The organism is Corynebacterium frankenforstense, assembly GCF_030211955.1.
Classification (GTDB): domain Bacteria; phylum Actinomycetota; class Actinomycetes; order Mycobacteriales; family Mycobacteriaceae; genus Corynebacterium; species Corynebacterium frankenforstense_A.
In genome coordinates, this window is the sequence record NZ_JASODI010000007.1 from 86183 (window position 1) to 109867 (window position 23685).

Sequence of the window (23685 nt, forward strand, 5' to 3'; positions counted from 1 at the left end):
CCCTAGGCGGACAAGTCCGGGTTCTTGACTTCCTCGCCCGCGGGTACCGGCCCGGGCAGGGTCACGCCCTCGTCGAAGGGGGTGCCGGGCAGCTCCTCGCGCCCGTGCGGGGTGTTCAGCCCGGTCATGTCCGGGCCCAGCGGCACGACGCCAGTGGGGTTGACGTCGGTGTGCACCGCGTAATAGTGCTGCTTGATCTCGAGGATGTCGGTGGTGTCGCCGAAACCGGGGGTCTGCCACAGGTCGCGCAAGTAGCCCCACAGTGCGGGCATCTCGGTGATCTTGTTGCGCGATGCCTTGAAGTGGCCGTGGTAGACGGGGTCGAAGCGCACCAGGGTGGGGTAGAGGTAGATGTCCGCGAGCGTGATGTGCTCGCCGACCAGGTAACGGCGCCCGCTCAGTCGCTCCTCGAGCCAGTCCAGTGCCGTCCACAGCCGGTGGTAGGCGGACTTGTAGGCCTCCTGGGAGCCGGCGAAGCCGCAGCGGTAGACGCCGTTGTTGACCTCGGTGTAGACCCGCTTGGCCACCGCGTCGATCTCTTCGCGCAGCTCGGCGGGGTAGAGGTCCGGCGCGCCCTCGCGCGCCAGCCCGCGCCACTGGTCGTTGAAGTCGACGGGGATGGTGGGGAAGTCGTTGGTGACCACCTTGCCGCTGGCGACCTCGACGAGCGCCGGCACGGTGATCCCGCGCGGGTACTCGGGGAAGCGGGCGAGGTAGGCGTCCTGCAGGCGCGGGACGCCGAGCGCCGGGTCCACGCCCTCGGGGTCCAGGTCGAAGCGCCACGAGCGCTTGTCGTGGGTGGGTCCGGCCAGCCCCAGCGAGATCGCGTCCTCGAGTCCGAGCAGGCGCCGGGCGATGATGGTGCGGTGCGCCCACGGGCAGGCCCTGGCGCCGATCAGGCGGTAGCGGCCGGCCTCGACCGGCCAGTCGAAGGCGCCGTCCTCGCGGGCGCGCGGCGCGGAGCCCGGCGCTAAGTCGGCGGTCAGGCGGTCGGTGATGTAGGTCGTGTCGCGGACGAACTCGCCGTCCGGGGAGGCGTTCTTCGCGTCGCCGGCCCAGTCCTCGTCGTGTGCCATGGTGCAGACTCCCTTCTAGGTGATATGTCAACAAAGATAGCTTGACGACGTCGCGCCTGCAAGGGATGTGCGCGTGATCGAACGGTCGTGCGGGCGGTGGTGCCGCGCGTCGCGCGGCGTTGTTAACGTTCTATTCATCATGAAGAAGTTCCTCACCGCGCTCTCCGCGGTCTTCGTCCTCTCCCTGGTCATCGCGGCCAAGGACGCCCCGCCCCCGGGCGCCGAGCGCGAGGTGCAGACCACCGCCGCGCAGGCGACGGCCACGCAGCCCACGGTGACGGTGACGGAGACGCCGGCCGACGCGACGTCGGAAAGCGGGCCCGCGCCGAGCGTGACGGCGACCCCGAGGCCGTCGACGTCGGAAAGCGAGGAGGCGGACGGTGTCTCTGCGCTGCTCGCGGGCCTGGAGGTCAAGGGCAAGGCGCCGCGCACGGGCTACGAGCGCGAGGAGTTCGGGCAGCGGTGGAGCGACGACGTCACCGTCGAGTTCGGGCACAACGGCTGCGACACGCGCAACGACATCCTGCGCCGCGACCTGCGCGAGCTCGAGGTGCGCCCGGGCACGCACGGGTGCGTGGCGCAGTCAGGGCTGCTCGACGAGCCCTACACCGGCGAGGTGCGCCGCTTCGACCGCGGCACCGACGAGGCCTCGCGCATCCACATCGACCACGTGGTCGCCCTGGCCAACGCGTGGGAGACCGGCGCCCAGTTCTGGGACGCCGAGACCCGGCGCAACTTCGCCAACGACCCGCGCAACCTCCTGGCCGTCGACGGCTCGGCAAACCAGTCCAAGGGCGCGGGGGACGCGGCGACTTGGCAGCCACCGAACAAGGCCTTCCGCTGCGACTACGCCACCCGCCAGGTCGAGGTGAAGGCGGCCTACGGGCTGTGGGTGACCCCGGCGGAGAAGGACGCGCTCGAGCGTGAACTCGGGCGCTGCCCCTCCCGCGCGGCAGCCCCGTGAGAAGGTGTTCACCGCCTAATCTGTGGGACATGAGCGAGAAAAACGACCGGGCCGGATCCCAGCCGCTCGACGACGACTTCGACGACCTGGACCTGCCCACCTACGACCCCGACAAAGACGCCAAGACCTCCCGCCCCGCCCGCGGCTCGACGCGGCTCTCCCGGCGCGACGCCGACAAGGCCGACAAGGCGGACAAGGATGGCAAGGACGGCGAGGCCGACAAGGAGGAGGCCGCGCACCCGCGGCGCCGTCCGCGCCGGACGGACCCTTACGCACGCACCGGCCGGGCCGCGCCCCAGTCGATCCCGCCGCGCTCGCCGGAGCCGGAGAAGCGCCCGGCCGCCGGCACTGACGCCGACTCCGCCGAGACGGAGTTCCTCGACCGGCCGGCCGCCGGTGCCACGGCGCGCCCGGACCGCTCCGAACCGCTGGCCTCCGACGCCCCGACGAGCACCCGCGACGAGGGCCGCGGCCTGCGCAGCCTGCGTAGGCGCCGCGGTGAGGAGGAGGCCCCGGAGACGACGGTCATGCCGGCCGGCGACTCCACCGGGACCCTCGACATCGGACCGACCGCCGTCGGCGCCGCGGGTGCCGGGGCCGGTGCCGCCGGCGCCGCGACCGTCGCTGATGAGCGCGCCCTGGACGACGAGGAGGTCATCGCCCCCGGTGACCTCGGCAGGCTCGAGGAGGAGCCGTTGGACGCCACGCGCCGCGGCACCACCGACTTCGGCCTGTTCCTGCTGCGCCTGTTCGTCTCGGCGTTCCTCATCCTGCACTCGCTGACGGTCTTCTTCCGCCTCGACGGCGGCGAGGGTCTGGCGGGCCTGGAGGCCGACTACGCCAACTACGCCTGGTCGGGCATTCTGTCGGTGGCCGTGCCGGCCGCCGAGCTCGCCGCCGGCGTCTTCCTGCTGCTCGGCCTGATCACTCCGCTGTTCGCCGCCGTGGGCATCGTGGCCGTCGGCTTCTCCGCGCTGCACGCGATCTTCAACGCCGGTGCCGGCCTCGACGTGTTCAACTGGCCGGCCGACGTCTGGCTGCCGCTGGTGCTCGGCGGGGCGCTGATCGCCCTGCAGTTCACCGGTCCGGGCACCTGGGCGGTCGACTACCCGCGCGGCTGGGCCCGCCGCCCGCTGGCCAGTTCGTGGATCTTCATCGTCGTCGCAGTCGTGGCGCTCGGCGCCCTGTGGTGGTTCGGCGCGGGGGTCAACCCGTTCTGATCCGGCGCCTCGTCTGATCCGGTACGTCGAGACGCTCCCGCCGCCGGGCCCCGCGCCCGGGGCAGCGTGAGAAACGCCGGCCCGTTGCGGGCCGGCGTTTTCGTGTGTCCGGGGCGGCCTTCAGCGGCCGCCGGGGAGGGGCAAGGCGGGTCAGCGGGCGGCCGTGGCGCCCGCGGCCTCTGTGGTCTCCGGGGTGCCGGTCGCGGTGTCCGGGCTGCGGACCAGGTGGACGGTGAGCACGGCCAGGAAGGCGAGGGCCAGCCAGACCGAGTCGCTGACGAGGACGCGGGCGAGAAAGCTCAGCTCGGTGAAGTCGATGCCGTCGCCGTAGGCCCACTTCAGCGGCCTGGTCAGAAGCAGCAGTGCCCACAGGCCCACCACGGCGGCCACGCCGCGGGCGGGCCGGGTCGACGAGAGCACCCGGTAGGCGGCCACGGGGAAGAACAGGCCCAGCCAGACCCAGTGGTGCGACCAGCTGATCGGGGAGATCAGCAGCATCACCAGCGCGTTAACCAGCCAGGCGTCGGTGTCCCAGCCGCGTGTGATCAGTCGGTGCATCAGCCAGGCGCCCCAGGCGATCACGGCCAGCGAGAGCACCAGCCAGAGGACGTTGACCAGCGTGTCATTGGCGGTGAGCCACTCGTGCGTCGGCGCGAAGCGCATGATCATCGCCTTGATCGAGCTGTTGGAGGTGTAGGTCGGGTCCACCCCGATCTCGCCGCCGCCGCCCATGCCGAGCAGGATGTCGCCGAAGAACTCCTTGGTCTGGTCCCAGCGGATCACCGCACCGAGCGCGGTGGCGGCCAGCGCGGAGACCGCGGCGGAGAGGATCGGCCGGATCTGACGCTTGACCAGGAAGTACAGCAGCATCGCCGCCGGCGAGAGCTTGATGGCCACCGCCAGGCCGATCAGCCAACCCTGCGGCAGGTACCGCTTGCGCGGCACCAGGTCGAGCACGACGAGCGCCATGATCACGACGTTGATCTGGGCGAACTCGCCGTTGAGCACCAGCGGCTCGAGCGCCATGGACGCGGGCCAGGAGACGGCCGTCAGCGGCAGCACCCAGTCGCGCTCGCGCACCACGGCGCGCAGCACGAGGTGGAGGCACAGCAGGACCAGCAGTCCGGAGAGGACGACCATCAGGTCGCCGGCGGCGCGGTGGCTGAGCCACGTCGGGGCGAAGGGGGAGAGGGCCAGCGCCCCGAAGGGCGGGTAGATGAACGGCAGCTTGATGCCGTCGACGTCCATCATCTGCGAGTAGAGCTCGCCGCCGGAGAGGAACGCGCGCACGCCCTCCCGGTAGACGGCCATGTCCAGCGCGTAGTCGAGGACACGGGTGTCCTCCGGGTAGCCGAAGGCCCGGACGCGTTGGGCGGTGACCGCCAGCCCGGTCGCCATCCCGATGAGGATGATGAGGCGGCGCAGGGCGGCCAGGGGTGCCGTGCGGGAATCCGTGGTGTTCGAGTGAACCGGCATGGGTAGACAGATTACCGCCCGCGGGCGCGTGTCCGCCCACCGGCGCGCGCCCGGGGCAGCGCCCGGGTGGCGGCCGTCGTCGGCCGTCACCCGGCCGTCGCCGGGCGACTAGCGCTCGTCGGGCAGCTGGCGCACGGCGCCCTTGTCGGCCGAGGTGGCCATCGCGGCGTAGGCGCGCAGTGCGCGGGAGACCTTTCGCGGGCGGTCGACCGGGGTCCACGGCTTCTCGCGGGCCTCCATGGCGGCGCGGCGCCTGGCGATCTCGGTCTCGTCGAGGTCCAGGTTGATCTCGCGGCCGTGGACGTCGATGGAGATCGGGTCGCCGTTCTCGATCAGGCCGATCAGGCCGCCGTGGGCGGCCTCCGGGGACATGTGGCCGACCGACAGGCCCGAGGAGCCGCCGGAGAAGCGGCCGTCGGTGATCAGCGCGCACTTCTTGGCCAGGCCCGAGCCCTTCAGGAAGGACGTCGGGTGCAGCATCTCCTGCATGCCCGGCCCGCCCGAGGGGCCCTCGTAGCGGATGACCAGGACCTCGCCGGGGACGATGTCGCGGTTGAGGATGGCGGAGACCGCCTCCTCCTGGGACTCGAAGACGTGGGCGGGGCCGGTGAACTTCCACAGCGACTGGTCGACACCGGCGGACTTGATCACCGCGCCGTCGGGGGCGAGGTTGCCGCGCAGGATGACCAGGCCGCCGTCGGCGGTGTAGGCGTGCTCGACGTCGTGGATGCAGCCGTCGACTGGGTCCAGGTCCAGCTCGTCCCAGCGGTTGTCCTGGGAGAACGGCTCGGTGGTGCGCACCCCGCCCGGGGCGGCGTGGTAGAGCTCGAAGGCCTCGTCGGTGGCCTTGCCGCCGCGGATGTCCCAGTCGTCCAGCCACTCGTCCAGGCTCGGGTAGGCCACGGTGTGGACGTCCTCGTGGAGCTTGCCGGCGCGGCGCAGCTCGCCGAGGAGGGCGGGGATGCCGCCGGCGCGGTGGACGTCCTCCATGTGGTAGTTCGAGTTCGGCGCGACCTTGGACAGGCACGGGATGTCGTAGGACAGCGCGTCGATGTCGGCCAGGTCGAAGTCGACCTCGCCCTCCTGGGCGGCGGCCAGGATGTGCAGGACCGTGTTGGTCGAGCCGCCCATGGCCATGTCCAGCGACATGGCGTTCTGGAAGGCGTGCTTGGTGGCGATCGAGCGCGGCAGGACGGACTCGTCCTCCTGGCCGTAGTAGCGGTCGCACAGCTCGACCACACGGCGGCCGGCCTCCTCGAAGAGGCGGCGGCGCGCGGCGTGGGTGGCCAGCGTGGAGCCGTTGCCCGGCAGCGACAGGCCCAGGGCCTCGGTCAGGCAGTTCATGGAGTTGGCGGTGAACATCCCGGAGCAGGACCCGCAGGTCGGGCAGGCGAAGTTCTCCACCTGGGCCAGGCCCTCGTCGGAGACCTGGTCGCTGGCGGAGGCGGACATCGCGGTGATCAGGTCGGTCGGGGCGTGGGCCACGCCGTCGACGACGACGGCCTTGCCGGCCTCCATCGGGCCGCCGGAGACGAAGATGGCGGGGATGTTCAGCCGCATGGCGGCGTTGAGCATGCCCGGGGTGATCTTGTCGCAGTTGGAGATGCACACCATCGCGTCGGCGGTGTGGGCGTTGACCATGTACTCGACGGAGTCGGCGATGATCTCGCGGCTGGGCAGCGAGTAGAGCATGCCGCCGTGGCCCATGGCGATGCCGTCGTCGACGGCGATCGTGTTGAACTCCTTGGGCACGCCGCCGGCGGCGCGCACGGCGTCGGCGACGATCTCGCCGACGTTCTTCAGGTGGACGTGGCCGGGCACGAACTGGGTGTAGGAGTTGACGATCGCGATGATCGGCTTGCCGAACTCGTGCTCGCCGGTGCCGGTGGCGCGCCACAGGGCGCGGGCGCCGGCCGCGGAACGGCCGACCGTGGTGACTTTGGAACGCAGGGGAAACACTTCAGGGCTCCTGACTGGGGCGGGAGAGGATACGGGTGGGTGTCGGGCGGGCGTGGCGTGCGTCACGCGCGGGGTGCGCGGGCGACGTGTCGCGTCGGGAGGGGGTGCGCGGTGTGCGGGCACACCGCCCGTCCGGGGTCGGTGACGGGCCGTCGGGGGCTAGTCGCGGGGCTCGGGCCGGTCGGCCTCGGCGGGGGTGCGGCGGCCCTCACCGGAGCAGCCGGCCCGGCCTAGGTCCCCGGCCGCCCGGGAGGACCCGGATACTCGGGTGCTCCCGGAGCCGCGGGATACCTCGGTGCCCTCGGACTCCTGGGCGTCGCCGGCGGCGGCCGAAGCCATGGGGCGTACCCGGCCGGCGTCGACGAGCTCGGCGAACTCCTCGCGGGTGACCAGGCGCTGGGTGCCGTCGGCGCGGGTGATGGTGACCATGTCGTCCACGGCCTCGCGCGCGGCGCTCAGCGCGTCGGTAATTCGTCCGCCCGACGCCTCGGCGAGGGCGGGGATCGAGTTGAAGGTGACCGCGGGCAGGACGAACTCGGAGCCGTCCTCGAGGCGGGCCACGGCGCGCGGGCCGGTGAAGCCGACGCCGGCCAGTTCGTCCCAGGAGGCCGAGCGGGCGGCGCGGAAGGCGTGGCGGGCGGTGATCCCCTCGGCGCCGACGCGGGTGCGGGCGCGCAGGATCCACCACAGGTACGCGGCGGGGAAGATGAGGGTCCAGCCGAGCGCCAGCGGCGCCGACCCGATCGGGATGAGCATGATCACGGTCATGATCGCTCCGACGAGCAGGTGCGTGCGCTCGGGACGGAAGTCGACGGGGCGCTCGGCTGCGGAAGTCATGACGGCAATACTAGTCAGCCGTCGCGCCGCCTCCGACTCCGGACCCCGACCGCGCGTCGGAGTCCGCCTGGTCGCCGGTCGGCTCGGTCGGCGCGACGCTGGTCCGGTTGTTCTGGTTCGGGGAGCGGTCCTGCTGGTCGGGCCGCTGCGGCTCGGTCTGCCCGGCGCCCTCGCCCTGGGTGGGGGTGGCCTGGTCCTGCGGGGTCTCCTCGGCGGTGCCGGCGGTGGTGGTCGGCTGCGTGGTCTCCGGGTAGGACTCCTCGACGGTCCGCTCCTGCGTGGTCTCCGGGGTGGAGCTGACCGTCTCGTCGGTGCGGGGGGCCAGCCAGCCGTCGGAGCCCTCCCAGCCCTCGCCGGTCTGCACGGTCGAGGCCCACAGGAAGAGCAGCACCGCCATCGCCACGCCGAGCAGCGTGGTCGAGGGCCGCACCCGCCCGCCGAGGCTGAGCAGCCCGGTGTGGCGCTCGGCGTCGGCCTCCTCGTCGAGGGCGTCCTCGCCGGCCTGCTTCTGCGCGGCCGGGTCGTCCTCGGCGGAGACCGGTGAGACGGGCTTGGCCGGGCCCGAGTGGGCGGGCATGGAGCGCGTCTGCGCGTCGATTTCCGACGTCGCGTCCGCGCCGCCGGAGGCGGCGACGGCACCGTCGGCAACCACCGCACCGTCTCCGGCCACGGTGCCGGGCGCGACGTCGTCAATAACGGGGGAGTCACCGGTGGCGTCGTGGCGCTCGGCGGCGGTGAACAGCGCGGTCGGGGGAGCGGCGTCGCGGTTGTGGGCCAGGTCGTGGTCGATCGGGGCGCCGGTGACACTCGGGGCGGCGCCGTACTCGTCCCAGAACTCGTCGAGGATGGCGGTGCGCATCGCGCGCTCGACGGCCCACTGCGCGCCGGCCGAGGAGGTGACCATCAGGCGGACCGACATCGTCCACGGGGTGCCCACGGTGCTCGGCGGGGTGACGTCGACGGCGGGCTGGACGACGAGCTCGTCGAGGACGTCGTCGCGGATCTCCTCGCGGCGCAGCGCGCGGGTGGCGGCGGCCTCGGCTCGGTCGATCGCCTCCTCGGTCGAGTGGGAGCTGCGCAGCGGGATCGGCATGGTCACCACAGCGCGCGACCAGTACTGCGAGGAGTTCACGCAGACCTTCGGCGTCGAGTTCGGGATGGTGATCGTCTCCTGGGCCAGCGTGCGGATCCTGGTGGCGCGCAGGGTGATGGAGATGACCGTGCCCTCGACCTCCACGCCGGAGCCCTCGAAGCGCACCCAGTCGTTGATGCCATACTGCTTCTCGGTGAGGATGAAGAACCCGGCGAGGAAGTCGGCGATGATGCTCTGGGCGCCGAGGCCGAGGGCTGCGGAAACGACGGTGGCGGGGATGGCCGCGCCGGCCAGCGAGAAGCCGAGGGTGTTGAGGAAGAACACCATCAGCAGGAAGTAGGCGACCAGCTGGCCGATGTAGACCGCCGCGGTGGTCAGCGCCAGCGAGGTCTTGCCCTCCTGCTGCTCCTGGGAGCTCTCGATGCGCGTGTTGATCTCGCGGATGAGGAAGCGCCCCAGGCGGGGCACCATCAGGGCGGCGACGGTGATCAGGGCGAGCGTGATGCCCTTCTCGGCGATCCACGCCCAGATCACCGTCAGGATGTATCCGATCGGCATGGGGCCCACCCTAGCCGGGTACCGGGGGTCTACGGTCCCGTCCAGGCGACTCCCGGGAAACCGGCACGCGGCTTGCGGCGGGCGGGGTACGGGGGTGCCCCCGTTCCCGCGGGGTGACCCGATCTTCCCACCCCGTGGGCCTGCGGTTCCATTCGTCGGGAGTGATTGCTGTCATGTCGCCCGGGGGTGCGTGACATGTCTGATTTTGGGCGGCTCACCGCAATGTGTAGGATGCCTCACATGGACATTATTTGGCTTGTACTCGGAACCGCACGGCGCGTGCCGTAACGGACGTACAAGTCGACCTCGGCTAGCGCCCCCGGAACGCACCGCCACACGGCGGAGACGATCCGGCCGGGCGCTTTTTCGTATTTTGTCCAGCCCCACCCGCGGCCCGCGGGCGGGAGGAAGAGAAGTGAAGTGGTGAGGAGCCAACAAGACGTGAACGTGGAAGCAGACACCAGGCCCACGGCACCCGCCCCGGGAGCGGGAGGGGCCATCACGGGCGCCCAGGCGATCGTGCGCTCCCTCGAGGAGCTCGGCGTGGACGTCGTCTTCGGCATTCCCGGCGGCGCCGTGCTGCCGCTCTACGACCCCCTGTACTCCTCCGAGAAGGTCCGTCACGTGCTCGTGCGTCACGAGCAGGGGGCCGGGCACGCTGCGGAGGGTTACGCGGTGGCCAGCGGGAAGGTCGGCGTGTGCATCGCGACCTCCGGCCCGGGCGCGACCAACCTGGTCACCGCCCTGGCCGACGCGATGCTCGACTCGGTGCCGATCGTGGCGATCACCGGCCAGGTCGGCCGCGGCATGCTCGGCACCGACGCCTTCCAGGAGGCCGACATCCGCGGCGTGACCATGCCCGTGACCAAGCACAACCTCATGGTCACCGACGTCCGCGACATCCCCAAGGCGCTGGCCGAGGCCTTCCACCTCGCCGCCACCGGCCGGCCGGGCCCCGTCCTGGTCGACGTGCCCAAGGACGTCCAGAACGCCACCGCCGAGTTCGCCTGGCCGCCCGAGCTGGACCTGCCCGGCTACAAGCCGGTCACCTCCCCGCACTCGCGGCAGGTGCGCCAGGCCGTCGAGCTGATCGAGCAGGCGAAGAAGCCCGTGCTCTACGTCGGCGGCGGCGTGATCAAGGCCGACGCCGCCGCGGAGCTGCGCGAGTTCGCCGAGCTGACCGACATCCCCGTGGTGACCACCCTGATGGCGCTGGGGGCGATGCCCACCGACCACGAGCTCTACATGGGCATGCCCGGCATGCACGGCTCGGTGCCGGCGGTCGCGGCCCTGCAGCGCTCCGACCTGCTGATCGCCATCGGGTCGCGCTTCGACGACCGGGTCACCGGTGACGTGGACACCTTCGCGCCCGACGCGAAGGTCATCCACGCCGACGTCGACCCGGCCGAGATCGGCAAGATCCGCGCCGTCGACGTGCCCATCGTCGGCGACGCGCGCAAGACCCTGGTCAAGCTCGCCGAGACCTTCCGCCACCGCGAGGCGACCACGGACACCGAGGACTGGCGCGACTACCTCGACGGGCTGCGCGAGCGCTTCCCCCGCGGCTACGACGAGCCGGCCGACGGCTCGCTCTCGCCGCAGTACGTCATCGAGACCCTGGCCAAGACCGTCGGCCCGGAGGCCGTCTACGTCTCCGGCGTGGGCCAGCACCAGATGTGGGCGGCGCAGTTCCTCGACTTCGCCCACCCGCGCACCTGGCTGAACTCCGGCGGCCTGGGCACCATGGGCTACGCCGTGCCGGCGGCCCTCGGCGCGAAGGCCGGCCGGCCCGACGCCGAGGTCTGGGCCATCGACGGCGACGGCTGCTTCCAGATGACCAACCAGGAGCTGACCACCGCCGCGGTGGAGGGCATGCCCGTCAAGGTCGCCCTGATCAACAACGGCAACCTGGGCATGGTCCGCCAGTGGCAGACCCTCTTCTACGAGGGCCGCTACTCGAACACCCGCCTGCGCAACCAGGGCGAGCACGTGCCCGACTTCGTCGGCCTGGCCGAGGCGCTCGGCTGCGTGGCGATCCGGGTCACGGACAAGGACGAGGTCGCCCCGGCCATCGAGAAGGCCCGGCAGATCAACGACCGCCCCGTAGTCATCGACTTCATCGTCGGCGAGGACGCGCAGGTCTGGCCGATGATCTCGGCGGGCGCCTCGAACTCCGAGATCCAGTACGCCAAGGGCCTGCGCCCGCTCTTCGACGAGGAGCACTCGGCGGCGGAGGCCCCGGAGACCATCGACGAGACCATCGGCGAGCACCTCGACACCCGCGCGGAGGAGTCGGCCCAGGCCGGCGCCGCCGACGCGGCGGGTGCGGCCGGCAAGAAGAAGGAGGACTGAGCCCCGTGGCACCCACCGCCAACGTCGCGCCGCAGAAGAAGCGCAACATCCTGAGCGTCCTGGTCCAGGACGTCGACGGCATCATCACCCGGGTCTCCGCGATGTTCACCCGGCGCTCCTACAACCTGGTCTCGCTCGTCTCGGCGAAGACCGCGACCGAGGGCATCAACCGCCTGACGATCGTCGTCGACGCCGACGAGAAGAGCATCGAGCAGATCACCAAGCAGCTCAACAAGATCATCCAGGTGCTCAAGGTCCGCCTCCTGGAGGAGGACTCGACGATCGCCCGCGCGATCCTGATGGTCAAGGTCGACGCCAACAACGAGAACCGGCCCAAGGTCGTCGACGCGGCGAACATCTTCCGTGCCCGCGTCGTCGACGTGGCCCCCGAGTCGGTGGTCATCGAGGCGACCGGCACGCCGGGCAAGCTGCGTGCGCTCCTCGACGTCCTCGAGCCCTTCGGGGTCCGCGAGATGATCCAGTCCGGGCAGATCGCGCTCAACCGTGGTCGCAAGGTGCTGGCGCCCGCGGAATCAAGTGGAAAAAAGTAATCCCACGTGGCGAGACGTCGGAACTGGTAGTTTGCCAAATTATCCCAACCAATGAAATCTCTGGTAGGATGTATTGTAATTCACGTGGTGTCGATCGGAACCCTGAATCAGTCCGATCGGGCGGCACTGAATGCAGACGATCCCTGCCACACACCGTCACCAGAAAGGTGAGTAACTCCAATGGCCATTGACGTTCTCTACGACGCGGACGCTGACCTGTCCATCATCCAGGGCCGCAAGGTCGCCGTCATCGGCTACGGCTCCCAGGGCCACGCCCACGCGCTGAACCTGCGCGACTCCGGCGTCGAGGTCTGCATCGGTCTCCGCGAGGGCTCCAAGTCCGCCGAGAAGGCCCGTGAGGCCGGCCTCGAGGTCAAGTCCAACGCCGAGGCCGCTAAGTGGGCCGACGTCATCATGATCCTGGCGCCCGACACCGCCCAGGCGAAGCTGTTCACCGACGACATCGAGCCGAACCTGGAGCCGGGCAACGCCCTGTTCTTCAGCCACGGCCTGAACATCCACTTCGACCTGATCAAGCCCGCCGACGCCATCACCGTCGGCATGGTCGCCCCGAAGGGCCCGGGCCACCTGGTCCGCCGCACCTTCGTCGACGGCAAGGGTGTCCCGATGCTCATCGCCGTCGAGCAGGACCCGGACGGCAACGGCCGCGACCTGGCCCTGTCCTACGCCGCCGCCATCGGCGGTGGCCGCGCCGGCGTCATCCCGACCACCTTCAAGGCCGAGACCGAGACCGACCTCTTCGGTGAGCAGGCCGTCCTGTGCGGTGGCCTGGAGTACCTGATCATGACGGGCTTCGAGGTGCTGACCGAGGCCGGCTACGAGCCGGAGATGGCCTACTTCGAGTGCTGCCACGAGATGAAGCTGATCGTCGACCTGATCTACGAGGGCGGCATCGGCAACATGAACTACTCCTGCTCGGATACCGCCGAGTACGGCGGCTACCTCTCCGGCCCGCGCATCGTCGACGAGGGCGCGAAGGACCGCATGAAGGAGGTCCTCAAGGAGATCCAGGACGGCACCTTTGTCAAGCAGCTGCTCAAGAACATCGAGGGCGGCAACAAGGACCTCGAGGCCCGCCGCGCCGAGGTCGCCGCGCACCCGATCGAGAAGACCGGCGCCAAGCTGCGCGACCTGATGAGCTGGGTCAAGAACCCGCTCGACGCGACCGCCTAAGGTCCACCGGACCGGCCGCGCCGGCGCCTGTGGCACCGGCGGACGCGCACGTGCCGCACCGCAGGGGCACGCGCGACGTCGTCAATCTCCGACGCCGCGGGGAGTTCACGCTCCCCGCGGCGTCGCCGTATGTGCGGGGTTTGGCGCACGGCGGCGGGGGAGCAACACGCGTTTTCAATACATTTCCAATAAGGCGAAAACTGGGCTATCCTCAGGGGTATGGACGCCACCGCACACGGCCACGGGGCAGACCACCGCCACGGGCGCGCACACGACCACTCGCACGACCACTCACACGACCACTCGCACGACCACTCGCACGACCACTCGCACGCGCCGAAGTCGCTGCGGGCGCTGCTCGGCGTGATCACGCTGACCACCGTGATCTTCCTGGCCGAGCTGATCGCCGGCTTCGTCTCCGGCTCGCTGGCGCTGCTCTCCGACGCGATGCACATGCTCTCGGACTCCACCGGGCTGATCCTCGCGCTGGTGGCGATGCTCATCGGCCGGCGCGCCCCCTCGAAGCGGGCCACCTACGGCCACCGGCGCGTGGAGGTGCTCGCTGCGCTGGTCAACGCGCTGGCCGTCTCCGCGATCTCCGTCTACATCGTCTGGGAGGCCGTGCGCCGCCTGGGCTCGGCCGAGGAGATCGACGTGCCCGTCATGCTGGCCGTGGCCACCATCGGCCTGGTGGCCAACGGCGTCTCCGCGACGATCCTGGTGCGCCGCCAGCACGACAGCCTCAACATGCGCGGCGCCTACCTGCACGTCCTCTCGGACCTGCTGGGCTCGGTGGCCGTCATCGTCGCGGGCCTGGTCATCTGGGTGACCGGATTCACCCCGGCGGACACGATCGCCTCGTTCATCATCGCCGCGCTGGTGCTGCCGCGCTCCCTGCGGCTGCTGGCCGCCTCCGTCAGCGTGCTGCTCGAGCGCGCGCCGGCCGACGTCAACGTCGAGGAGATCGCCGGGGCGCTCGAGGCCGTCGACGGCGTGGTCGCCGTCCATGACCTGCACCTGTGGTCCACCGACGGCACCGACGTGCTGGCGACCTGCCACCTCGTCGTCGACGACGAGGACATGTACGGCTGCGGCGTGCTCGACGAGGCGCAGGATCTGCTCGCCGGGCTCGGGGTGACGCACTCGACCATCCAGCTGGAGCGGCCGGGCCACCAGCGCCACGAACACGTCTGTTGACCGATGTCCGGGCCGGGCTACGATTGGCGCCATGGGATTTTCGACCCCGAGCTACGGACTCTCCGACCTCTTCGCCCGCATCGACCGCGGCGACCTCCAGCTGCCCGACTTCCAGCGTGACTACTCCTGGGACGTCGACATGATCCGCTCGCTGCTGGTCACCGTCCTGCGCGGATTCCCCGTGGGCTGCTTCATGGCCCTCGACACGCGCAACATGCCGCTGCGCTTCCGCCCGCGCCCCATCGAGGGCGCCCCGGACACCGGCAACGCGCCGGGTATGCTGCTGCTGGACGGCCAGCAGCGCCTGACCACCCTGTACCACTGCCTCGGCGGCGACGGCTTCGTCGACACCACCGACTTCCGCGGCCGCCCGGTGCGCCGCAAGTTCTACGTGGACGTGCGCCGCGCCGTCGAAGGCGACCTGGTGCCCGACTCCGCGGTCTTCGCCGTGGGTGAGGACGGCCAGGTCCGCTCGCATTTCGCCCCTGAGATCCCCGGCGGCCTGCCGGACCAGGAGACCGCCCTGCAGCAGGGCTGCATCCCGGTCTCCGCGCTGCTCGGCGACGACGCGATGAACCTGCTCTTCGACCTGGTCGGCCAGGTCAGCGACGACAACCGCGGCCCGGCCAAGGAGTTCTTCAACTCCGTGGTCTACCCGCTGGCGCGCTACTCCATCCCGATGATTCGCCTCGAGCGCGGCACCGAGTCCACCGGCATCGGCTCGATCTTCGCCCAGGCGAACTCGGCCGGCCTGCAGATGGACGTCTTCGAGCTGCTCACCGCGGTCTTCTCCGCCGAGGACCCGGACTTCTCCTTCGCCGAGGACTGGGCGAAGACCGAGAAGACCCTGCGCGAGTACCCGGCCCTCGACGGCATCGGCCGCAACGAGTTCCTCACCGCCGTGGCGCTGCTGGTCAGCGCCCGCAAGGGCCGGGCCGGCGGCCACCGCGAGGACGTGCTGGCCATGTCGCTGGCCGAGTACCGCGAGGCCGCCAAGGTGGTGCGCGTGACCCTGCGCGAGAGCGCCGAGTTCCTGCTGCAGCGCTGCATCCTCTCGCTGTCCCAGGTGCCCTACACCGAGCAGATCATCCCGCTGGCCGTCATCCTGGCGCTGCTGGCCGACCGCGAGGGTCGCGCGCTGTCCAACACCAAGGCCTGGGACCGCATCAACCGCTGGTTCTGGTCCGGTGTCTTCGGCGAGCTCTACGGCTCGGCGGCCGTGCGCAACCGCATGGCGCGCGACGTCAACGAGGTCACCGCGTGGGTCGCCGGCGAGACCGACGAGGAGCCCAAGACCGTGCGCGACGCGACCTTCCACGAGGACCGCCTGCTCTCGGCCCAGCCGGGCAGCCCGCTGCACCACGGCATCTACGCGCTGTTCATGGGCCGCGGCGCCCGCGACTGGCGCACCGGCGCGACCTTCGACCGCTGGTCGTATGACCAGATGCGCCCGCACTTCACCCGCATCTTCCCGGAGGGGGAGGGCGTCGACGAGCTGCGCGGCGAGAGCGTGGTCAACCGCACCCCGATGTCGCGGCGCACCCAGGTCGTCATCGAGAACCAGACCCCGCCGCGCTACCTGCCGCGCGTGCAGTCGAAGTCCCTGATGGATGACGACGAGTTCGACGGAGTGCTGGCCACCCACGAGATCACCCCTATCTACGTGCTGCGCGGCGACTTCGACGCCTTCTTCGAGGACCGCCGCGAGCGCATCATTGGCATGATCGAGTACGCCATGGGCAAGGAGATCATCCGCGACGGCGAGCTGCTCGGCCGCCACGCCGCCGAGGAGGGCAGCGAGGACGAGGAGATTGCCGACGCCGCGACCGTCGCCGGCGCCGCCGAGGGTGCGGCCCGGCGCGGGGGCGCCCACGCCAAGGCCGAGGGCGACCTCGACGAGGCCGCCGAGGCCTCCGCGGTGGCCGACGCCGAGGTCGAGGCCGGGCCCGCCGGGGCGGAGAACGCCGAGGCCGGCTCCTCCGAGGGGTAACCGGGAGATCGGGGGAGAGGCGCGCCGCCGGGGTCGGGCGGCGCGCCATGGGGATGATGCGCCGCACGGGGCGGGCGGCGGGGGCCGGGTGCTTGCCGTTAGACTCACGAGACATGTCGACGAACAAGCGCCGCCTTCTCTTCCGCGCCACCTCCGCCACGGCCGCCGCCGCCATCGCGGCGACGGTGTTGACCGCCTGCTCGGACAGTGGGGAGGGCAACGGGTCGGACTCGGCGGCCGCGACCTCGGCCGCCTCCGTCGAGGAGGCCGCGGAGCAGAACCGCGACCGCCAGGTCGACGAGCGCTTCGGGGATCGCCCGCAGGTACTCGCCGACGCCTCCGGCACCGGCGTGGAGTCCAGCGCCCTCTTCTTCGACTCCGCCGAGTCCGTCGTGCTCACCGGGCCGGACGTGGCCGACCAGCTGCGCGCGGCCTCCGCCGCCGTCGCCGCCCACGCCCCGCTGCTCCAGGTCACCCCCGAGACTGCCGTCGAGATCGCCGCCGAGATCGACCGCCTGGGCGCGAGCATCGCCGTGACCTTCGGCGACGTCAAGGCCCCCGACGTCGAGGGCCTGACCGTCGTGCGCGCCCCGGCCGGCGAGGAGGGCCTGGAGCAGCTGACCAGCCTGAGCTTCGAGCGCACCGAGGTGCCCGCGGACAAGGGCGCGGTGCGCGCGCTGACCGAGTTCGACCCGGAGAACCCGCAGGAGCTCGCCCCCGGCGCCGGGATGGAGAACCCCGCGCCCGCTGAGGCGGCCCCGGAGGGCGCCCCCGAGGGTGGGGCCCCGGCCGAGGGTGCCCCCGAGGGTGAGGCTCTCGCCGCGGACGGCGCGCAGGACGCACAGCCGGAAGAGGATAAGGAGAGGGCCGACGAGGCGAAGGCCTCCGAGGAGCCGGGCGACGCCGAGGGCTCGCTCCCGGTGTCCACCCCGCGCGAGAACCCGCCGGTGGTGCTCGCCACCCCGGAGTCCCCGGTCGTCGACGTCGCCAACGCCCGCGCCTACGGCGCTGACGTCACCGTCCTGGACTACCCGGACCCGCGCGTGAGCGAGGACGCCTCGAAGGCGGTCGCCGGCCTGGCCGACCGCCCGCTGGTCGCCCTCGGCGCCCAGTTCGGCTCCGCCGAGCGCCTCACCGGTGCGATCGAGGCCTCCGCGCGCGAGACCGCGGAGCTGCCCGGCGGCGGCCACCTGGTCTTCCCCGGCCGGCGCATGGTCGCCCTCTACGGCCACCCGTCCGGCGGCGCCCTCGGCGTGATGGGCGAGCGCCCGCCGCAGGAGTCGGTCGACTACGTGCGCGGCATCGCCGAGCAGTACCAGGCCATCGACGGCGACGAGCCGGTCATCCCGACCTTCGAGATCATCGCCACCGTCGCTAGCGAGTTCCCCGGCGAGGACGGCGACTACTCCAACGAGGCCACCCTCGAGGAGCTGACCCCCTGGGTCGACGCGATCACGGACGCCGGCGGCTACGCCGTGCTTGACCTGCAGCCGGGCCGCGGCAACTTCCTGGACCAGGCCAAGCGCTACGAGGAGCTGCTCAAGCGGCCCAACGTCGGCCTGGCCCTCGACCCCGAGTGGCACATGGGCCCGGACGAGCTGCCCGCCCAGCGCGTCGGCTCGGTGGAGGCCCACGAGGTCGACGAGGTCTCCGAGTGGCTCGCCCAGCTGGTCCGCGACAACAACCTGCCGCAGAAGGCCTTCGTGGTCCACCAGTTCCAGGTGCAGATGCTGCGCGACCGCGAGCAGATCAACACCGACCACGCCGAGCTGTCCTACGTGCTCCACGCCGACGGCCACGGTGTCCCGGAGCAGAAGTTCGACACCTGGAACGTGCTGCGCCAGGGCCTCGACCCGGTCTGGAACATGGCCTGGAAGAACTTCTTCGACGAGGACCAGCCGATGTTCAACCCGGAGCAGACCTTCGCCGTCGACCCGCGGCCCTGGTTCATCTCCTACCAGTAGGCGCACGGGCCGGAAGGCCGACCGGACGCAGGGGCGCTGCCCGCGCGCCGCGGGGGTGGGGCGCCCGGTCGCGCCCCGACGCACGGGGGTGCGCCCAACCAGTGGGACGGCGTGTCCCACTTTCTTTCGCAAAGCCGTGCGTGACTTGAGGGGGAACGTACGGCTGACCCCGGGGGTGGTGGGGGGTGAGGTTAACAAGGGGTGGTGCCTGTGATCTGCGATACCGCGCGTAGAGTGAGCGGCGGTCCGTATCGCAGAAACACACCATAGGAGACGAGAAGACGTGAGCCGTCCAGTCGTTCTGATCGCCGACAAGCTGGCCCCTTCCACCGTGGAGGCGCTGGGGGATTCCGTTGAGGTGCGCTGGGTGGACGGTCCGAACCGTCCGGAGCTCCTGGCCGCCGTTCCCGAGGCCGACGCGCTGCTGGTGCGCTCGGCGACGACCGTGGACCGCGAGGTCCTCGAGGCCGCCGAGAACCTGAAGATCGTCGGCCGCGCCGGCGTGGGCCTCGACAACGTCGACATCGACGCCGCCACCGAGCGTGGCGTGATGGTCGCCAACGCCCCGACCTCCAACATCCACTCCGCCTGCGAGCACGCCATCGCGCTGCTGCTGTCGACCGCCCGCCAGATCCCGGCCGCGGACAAGACCCTGCGCGAGGCCGAGTGGAAGCGCTCCTCCTTCAAGGGCGTCGAGATCTTCGGCAAGACGGTCGGCATCGTCGGCTTCGGCCACATCGGCCAGCTCTTCGCGCAGCGCCTGCGCGCCTTCGACGTCGACGAGATCGTCGCCTACGACCCCTACGCCAACCCGGCGCGTGCCGCCCAGCTCGGCGTCGACCTCGTCGAGCTCGACGAGCTGATGCAGCGCAGCGACTTCGTCACCATCCACCTGCCCAAGACCTCCGAGACCGCCGGCATGTTCGACGCCGAGCTGCTGGGCAAGGCCAAGGAGGGCCAGATCATCATCAACGCCGCCCGCGGCGGCCTGGTCGACGAGCAGGCCCTGGCCGAAGCCATCAAGGCCGGCAAGATCCGCGGCGCCGGCTTCGACGTCTACTCCACCGAGCCGTGCACCGACTCCCCGCTGTTCGCCCTCGACGAGGTCGTCGTCACCCCGCACCTGGGTGCCTCCACCGTCGAGGCCCAGGACCGCGCCGGCACCGACGTCGCCGCCTCCGTGCTCAAGTGCCTGGCCGGCGAGTTCGTCCCGGACGCCGTCAACGTCTCCGGCGGCGCCGTCGGCGAGGAGGTCGCCGCCTGGATGGACCTGGCCCGCAAGCTCGGCCGGCTGGCCGGCCGCCTGCTCGGCGAGGCCCCAGACAGCGTGGCCGTCCAGGCCCGCGGGGAGCTGTCCACCGAGAAGGTCGACGGCCTGGGGCTGTCCGCCCTGCGTGGCCTCTTCTCCGCGATCACCCAGGTGCCGGTGACCTTCGTCAACGCCCCGCGCATCGCCGAGGAGCGCGGCGTGGACCTGAAGGTCTCCACCGCCACCGAGTCGGCCACCCACCGCTCCGTGCTCGAGGTCACTGTCATCGGCGCCGACGGCGCGCGCGCCACCGTCATCGGTGCGCTGACCGGCCTGGAGCGCGTCGAGAAGATCGTGCGCATCAACGGCCGCGGCGTCGACATGCGCGCCGAGGGTCACAACCTCTTCCTGCGCTACACCGACGTGCCCGGCGCCCTGGGCAAGGCCGGCGCCCGCCTCGGCGAGGCCGACATCAACATCGAGGCCGCGGCGCTCACCCAGGCCGCCAAGGGTGACGGCGCCACCCTGATCCTGCGCGTCGAGCGCGAGGTGCCCGAGGAGATCGTCGAGGACATCTGCTCTGCCCTAGGTGCCACCGCCGTCCAGCTCAACCTGGGCTAGCACCCGGCCACCCACGGCCACCCGCGCGGCCCCCGCGGCGTCCGCTCCCGGACACCCCGGGGGCCGTGGCGTATCCACCGACGCCACCCCCGAAAATGAGGGTGTGCACGTGCGGCGGCGGCGCACGTTGTAGGGTGAACGAAAGTCCACTAGGTGAGAAAGGAATATCGCAAAATGAAACTGGCAGTGATCGGCGGAGACGGCATCGGCCCGGAGGTCACCGCGGAGGCCCTCAAGGTCCTCCAGGCGGTCCGCGACGACGTCGAGGTCACCGAGTTCGACCTCGGCGCCCGGCGCTACCTGCGCACCGGCGAGCTGCTGCCGGAAGAGGACCTGACCCGCCTGCGCGAGCACGACGCGATCCTGTTGGGCGCCATCGGCTCGCCCGGCGAGGTGCCCCCGGGTGTGCTGGAGCGCGGCCTGCTGCTGGCCATGCGCTTCAAGCTGGACCACCATGTCAACCTGCGCCCCGCCAAGCTCTACCGTCCCGAGGCCTCCCCGCTGGCCGAGCCCGGCGAGATCGACTTCGTCGTCGTGCGCGAGGGCACCGAGGGCCTCTACTGCGGCAACGGCGGCACCCTGCGCGAGGGCACGCCCCACGAGGTCGCCAGCGAGGTCTCCCAGAACACCCGCTACGGCGTCGAGCGCGTCGTGCGCGACGCCTTCGAGCGCGCGAACAACCGCCGCCGCCACCTGACCCTGGTGCACAAGACCAACGTCCTGGTCAACGCCGGCGACCTGTGGGAGCGCACCGTCGCCGAGGTCGGCGAGGAGTACTCGGACGTCACCGTGGACTACTGCCACATCGACGCCGCGACGATCTACATGGTCACCGACCCCACCCGCTTCGACGTGATCGTCACCGACAACCTCTTCGGCGACATCCTGACCGACCTGGCGGGCGCGGTCACCGGCGGCATCGGCCTGGCCGCCTCCGGCAACATCGACTCCACGCGCACCAACCCCTCGATGTTCGAGCCCGTCCACGGCTCCGCCCCGGACATCGCCGGCACCGGCGTGGCCGACCCCTCGGCCGCGATCCTCTCGGCCGCCCTGCTGCTGCGCCACCTCGGCGACGAGACCAACGCCCGCCGCATCGAGGAGGCCGTCGCCGCCGACGCGCTGTCCCGCGAGCCCGGCGCCCCGGTGCGCACCACCGAGGTCGGCGACCGCATCGCCGCCGTCGTGCGGGCCTGAGGCACCCCCGAAATTGCCGACGTCGCGCCCCGCGACGTCGGCTTTTTTGTGCCACGTGGCGTGGCACGCGGCGTCGTCAATCGTGGGTGCGGCGTCAGTGCACGGGCACGCGCACGCGGTCGTCGATGGCGGCGGCCGCCTCGGTGCCCTGGCGGATCGCGCGCTTGGCGTCGAGCTCGGCGGCCACGTCCGCGCCCCCGATGACGGTGACGGCGACCCCGAGGCGCTCGAGGGGCTCGACGAGTCCGCGCTCGGAGACCTGGCCCGTGCACAGCACGACGGTGTCGGCGGCGACGGTGTGCGCGCTGCCGTCGGGAAGGGTGACGTGCACGCCGGCGTCGTCGATGAAGCGGTAGGTCACCCCGGAGATCTGCGCGACGCCCTTGGCGCGCACGGCCGCGCGGTGCACCCAGCCGGTGGTCTTGCCCAGTTTCTTGCCCATCTTGCCCTCGGTGCGCTGCAGCATGGTCACCCGGCGCGCGGGCGCCTCGGGCGCGGGCTCTGTGACGGAGCCGGGGTTGTCCGGGTCGCGGCTGACGCCCCACTCGCGCTCCCAGGCGGCCAGGTCGAGCGTCGGGGAGGCCGTGGTGGTCAGCCACTCGGTGACGTCGAAGCCGATGCCGCCGGCGCCCAGCACGGCGACGGTGCCGCCCGGCTCGACGCGCCCGGAGAGCACGTCGGCGTAGGTGCACACGCTGGGGTGGTCCACGCCCTCGATGTCCGGCACGCGCGGGCGCACGCCGGTGCCCAGCAGGACGTGGTCGAAGTCGTGGAGGTCTTCGGCCTCGACGCGGCGGTTGAGGTTGGCGTTCACACCGGTCTCTTCCAGGCGCACGGTGAAATAGCGCAGGGTCTCGGCGAACTCCTCCTTGCCGGGGATCTCGGCGGCCAGCGCGAACTGCCCGCCCAGGTGGTCGGAAGCCTCGAAGAGGTCGACGCGGTGGCCGCACTCGGCGGCCGAGACCGCCGCGGCCATGCCGGCCGGGCCGGCGCCGACGACGGCGACGCGCGCGGGGCGGCGGGCCCGGGTGAGCCGCAGCGTGGTCTCGCGCCCGGCCTGCGGGTTGACCAGGCAGGAGACGGGCTTGGCGGCAAAGGCGTGGTCGAGGCAGGCCTGGTTGCAGCCGATGCAGGTGTTGATCCGCTCCGGGGTGCCGGCGGCGGCCTTGGCCACGAAGTGGGGGTCGGCGAGCAGCGGGCGGGCCAGGGCGACGGCGTCGACGCGGCCGCGGGCGAGGATCTCCTCGGCGACCTCGGGGGTGTTGATGCGGTTGGCGGCGATCAGCGGCAGGTCGACGACGTCGCGCAGGTTCTCGGTGAAGTCGACGAACGCGGCGCGCGGCACCGAGGTGACGATGGTGGGCACCCGCGACTCGTGCCAGCCGATGTCGGTGTTGATCGCGTCGACGCCCAGGTCCGCGCAGGCCCGGGCGGTCTCGGCGATCTCCTCGAAGGTCTGCCCGTCCTCGACGAGGTCGGCGACGGACTGGCGCAGGATGACCGGGAAGTCGGCCGGCACGCGCTCGCGGACGGCGGAGACGACCTCGAGCAGGAAGCGGCGCCGGTTGGCGGAGCTGCCGCCCCAGTCGTCGGTGCGGTCGTTGGTGCGCGGGCAGAGGAACTGGTTGATCAGGTAGCCCTCGCCGCCCATGATCTCCACCGCGTCGTAGCCGGCGGCCACCGCGCGGGCGGCGGCCCGGCCGAAGGCGGCGATCTCGTGGCGGATCAGAGGCGCGTTGAGCCGGATGTGGCGGAAGGGGTGGATCGGGGAGGGCTCCGTGCCCGGCGCGGTCTTCAGCGGGGTGACCCCGTAGCGCCCGGAGTGTAAGAGCTGGACGGCGATGAGGCCGCCGGCGGCGTGCACGGCGTCGCTGACCCGGCGGTGCGCGGCGACGTCCCCGCGCGAGGTCAGCGTGCCGGCCAGCGGCTGCAGCTTGCCGGTGGCCGAGGGTGCGATGCCGCCGGTGACGATGAGTCCGACCCCGCCGCGGGCACGCTCGGCGTAGAAGGCGCCGAGCCTGCCGGCGTCGCGGTGGCGGTCCTCCAGCCCGGTGTGCATGGAGCCCATCACGGTGCGGTTGGGCAGCTCGATCCCGCCGATGCGCAGCGGGCGCATCAGGTGCGGGATGGGGGTGACGGTCTCGTCCCGGGAATCAGACATGTGACACAGGTTACTTGCTAGGGTTG

At 71.5% G+C, this 23685-nt stretch carries 16 protein-coding genes; 10 read left to right on the forward strand and 6 right to left on the reverse strand.

Annotation, left to right across the window (positions count from 1 at the left end):
• Positions 1-2: 2 nt before the first annotated feature.
• Complete coding sequence (locus tag QP119_RS05180) at positions 3-1076, reverse strand: glutathione S-transferase family protein (RefSeq protein WP_284774145.1); 1074 nt, start codon at positions 1074-1076, stop codon at positions 3-5.
• Positions 1077-1215: 139 nt separating this feature from the next.
• Between QP119_RS05180 and QP119_RS05185 the strand changes: the two genes are divergently transcribed.
• Complete coding sequence (locus tag QP119_RS05185) at positions 1216-2040, forward strand: HNH endonuclease family protein (protein WP_284774147.1); 825 nt, start codon at positions 1216-1218, stop codon at positions 2038-2040.
• Positions 2041-2069: 29 nt separating this feature from the next.
• Entirely contained in the window at positions 2070-3260 is a 1191-nt protein-coding gene (locus tag QP119_RS05190) for a DoxX family protein (protein ID WP_284774150.1), read from the forward strand.
• 150 nt (positions 3261-3410) lie between these two features.
• Here QP119_RS05190 and QP119_RS05195 read toward each other — a convergent pair whose 3' ends face one another.
• The 4 genes from QP119_RS05195 to QP119_RS05210 all read right to left on the reverse strand — a co-directional run bounded on the left by QP119_RS05195 (position 3411) and on the right by QP119_RS05210 (position 9183).
• Positions 3411-4736: a glycosyltransferase 87 family protein gene (locus tag QP119_RS05195; protein ID WP_284774151.1), complete on the reverse strand. Its 1326-nt coding sequence runs from the start codon at positions 4734-4736 to the stop codon at positions 3411-3413.
• 108 nt (positions 4737-4844) lie between these two features.
• Positions 4845-6695 carry a dihydroxy-acid dehydratase gene (gene ilvD, locus QP119_RS05200; protein ID WP_284774152.1) on the reverse strand — a complete coding sequence of 617 codons (1851 nt, stop codon included), beginning with the start codon at positions 6693-6695 and terminating at the stop codon, positions 4845-4847.
• Positions 6696-6854: 159 nt separating this feature from the next.
• Positions 6855-7532, reverse strand: a complete 678-nt coding sequence (locus tag QP119_RS05205) for a PH domain-containing protein (protein ID WP_284774153.1) — start codon at positions 7530-7532, stop codon at positions 6855-6857.
• Between the two features lie 10 nt (positions 7533-7542).
• Complete coding sequence (locus tag QP119_RS05210) at positions 7543-9183, reverse strand: mechanosensitive ion channel family protein (RefSeq protein WP_284774154.1); 1641 nt, start codon at positions 9181-9183, stop codon at positions 7543-7545.
• A 441-nt stretch (positions 9184-9624) separates the two neighbouring features.
• Between QP119_RS05210 and QP119_RS05215 the strand changes: the two genes are divergently transcribed.
• From QP119_RS05215 to QP119_RS05250, 8 genes are all read left to right on the forward strand, one after another.
• Positions 9625-11535: an acetolactate synthase large subunit gene (locus QP119_RS05215; RefSeq protein WP_284774157.1), complete on the forward strand. Its 1911-nt coding sequence runs from the start codon at positions 9625-9627 to the stop codon at positions 11533-11535.
• 5 nt (positions 11536-11540) lie between these two features.
• Positions 11541-12086, forward strand: a complete 546-nt coding sequence (gene ilvN / locus QP119_RS05220; RefSeq protein WP_284774159.1) for an acetolactate synthase small subunit — start codon at positions 11541-11543, stop codon at positions 12084-12086.
• 180 nt (positions 12087-12266) lie between these two features.
• Positions 12267-13280, forward strand: a complete 1014-nt coding sequence (gene ilvC / locus QP119_RS05225) for a ketol-acid reductoisomerase (protein ID WP_284774161.1) — start codon at positions 12267-12269, stop codon at positions 13278-13280.
• A 219-nt stretch (positions 13281-13499) separates the two neighbouring features.
• A complete protein-coding gene (locus QP119_RS05230) occupies positions 13500-14477 on the forward strand; it encodes a cation diffusion facilitator family transporter (protein WP_284774162.1) in 978 nt (325 codons plus the stop codon).
• A 31-nt stretch (positions 14478-14508) separates the two neighbouring features.
• On the forward strand, positions 14509-16467 hold the full coding sequence (locus QP119_RS05235) for a GmrSD restriction endonuclease domain-containing protein (RefSeq protein WP_284774164.1): 1959 nt from the start codon (positions 14509-14511) through the stop codon (positions 16465-16467).
• A 113-nt stretch (positions 16468-16580) separates the two neighbouring features.
• A complete protein-coding gene (locus QP119_RS05240) occupies positions 16581-18431 on the forward strand; it encodes an MBL fold metallo-hydrolase (protein ID WP_284774166.1) in 1851 nt (616 codons plus the stop codon).
• Positions 18432-18714: 283 nt separating this feature from the next.
• Positions 18715-20301 carry a phosphoglycerate dehydrogenase gene (gene serA, locus QP119_RS05245; RefSeq protein WP_284774168.1) on the forward strand — a complete coding sequence of 529 codons (1587 nt, stop codon included), beginning with the start codon at positions 18715-18717 and terminating at the stop codon, positions 20299-20301.
• A 174-nt stretch (positions 20302-20475) separates the two neighbouring features.
• On the forward strand, positions 20476-21498 hold the full coding sequence (locus tag QP119_RS05250; protein WP_284774170.1) for a 3-isopropylmalate dehydrogenase: 1023 nt from the start codon (positions 20476-20478) through the stop codon (positions 21496-21498).
• 94 nt (positions 21499-21592) lie between these two features.
• Here the strand turns inward: QP119_RS05250 and QP119_RS05255 are convergent, their stop codons facing one another.
• On the reverse strand, positions 21593-23659 hold the full coding sequence (locus tag QP119_RS05255; protein WP_284774171.1) for an FAD-dependent oxidoreductase: 2067 nt from the start codon (positions 23657-23659) through the stop codon (positions 21593-21595).
• Positions 23660-23685 lie beyond the last annotated feature (26 nt).

Coding starts and splice junctions, on each gene's coding strand:
- QP119_RS05180 (WP_284774145.1), bottom strand. CDS start 1,076: ATGGCACACGACGAGGACTGGGCCGGCGACGCGAAGAACGCCTCCCCG.
- QP119_RS05185 (WP_284774147.1), top strand. CDS start 1,216: ATGAAGAAGTTCCTCACCGCGCTCTCCGCGGTCTTCGTCCTCTCCCTG.
- QP119_RS05190 (WP_284774150.1), top strand. CDS start 2,070: ATGAGCGAGAAAAACGACCGGGCCGGATCCCAGCCGCTCGACGACGAC.
- QP119_RS05195 (WP_284774151.1), bottom strand. CDS start 4,736: ATGCCGGTTCACTCGAACACCACGGATTCCCGCACGGCACCCCTGGCC.
- QP119_RS05205 (WP_284774153.1), bottom strand. CDS start 7,532: ATGACTTCCGCAGCCGAGCGCCCCGTCGACTTCCGTCCCGAGCGCACG.
- QP119_RS05210 (WP_284774154.1), bottom strand. CDS start 9,183: ATGCCGATCGGATACATCCTGACGGTGATCTGGGCGTGGATCGCCGAG.
- ilvC (WP_284774161.1), top strand. CDS start 12,267: ATGGCCATTGACGTTCTCTACGACGCGGACGCTGACCTGTCCATCATC.
- QP119_RS05230 (WP_284774162.1), top strand. CDS start 13,500: ATGGACGCCACCGCACACGGCCACGGGGCAGACCACCGCCACGGGCGC.
- QP119_RS05235 (WP_284774164.1), top strand. CDS start 14,509: ATGGGATTTTCGACCCCGAGCTACGGACTCTCCGACCTCTTCGCCCGC.
- QP119_RS05240 (WP_284774166.1), top strand. CDS start 16,581: ATGTCGACGAACAAGCGCCGCCTTCTCTTCCGCGCCACCTCCGCCACG.
- QP119_RS05250 (WP_284774170.1), top strand. CDS start 20,476: ATGAAACTGGCAGTGATCGGCGGAGACGGCATCGGCCCGGAGGTCACC.
- QP119_RS05255 (WP_284774171.1), bottom strand. CDS start 23,659: ATGTCTGATTCCCGGGACGAGACCGTCACCCCCATCCCGCACCTGATG.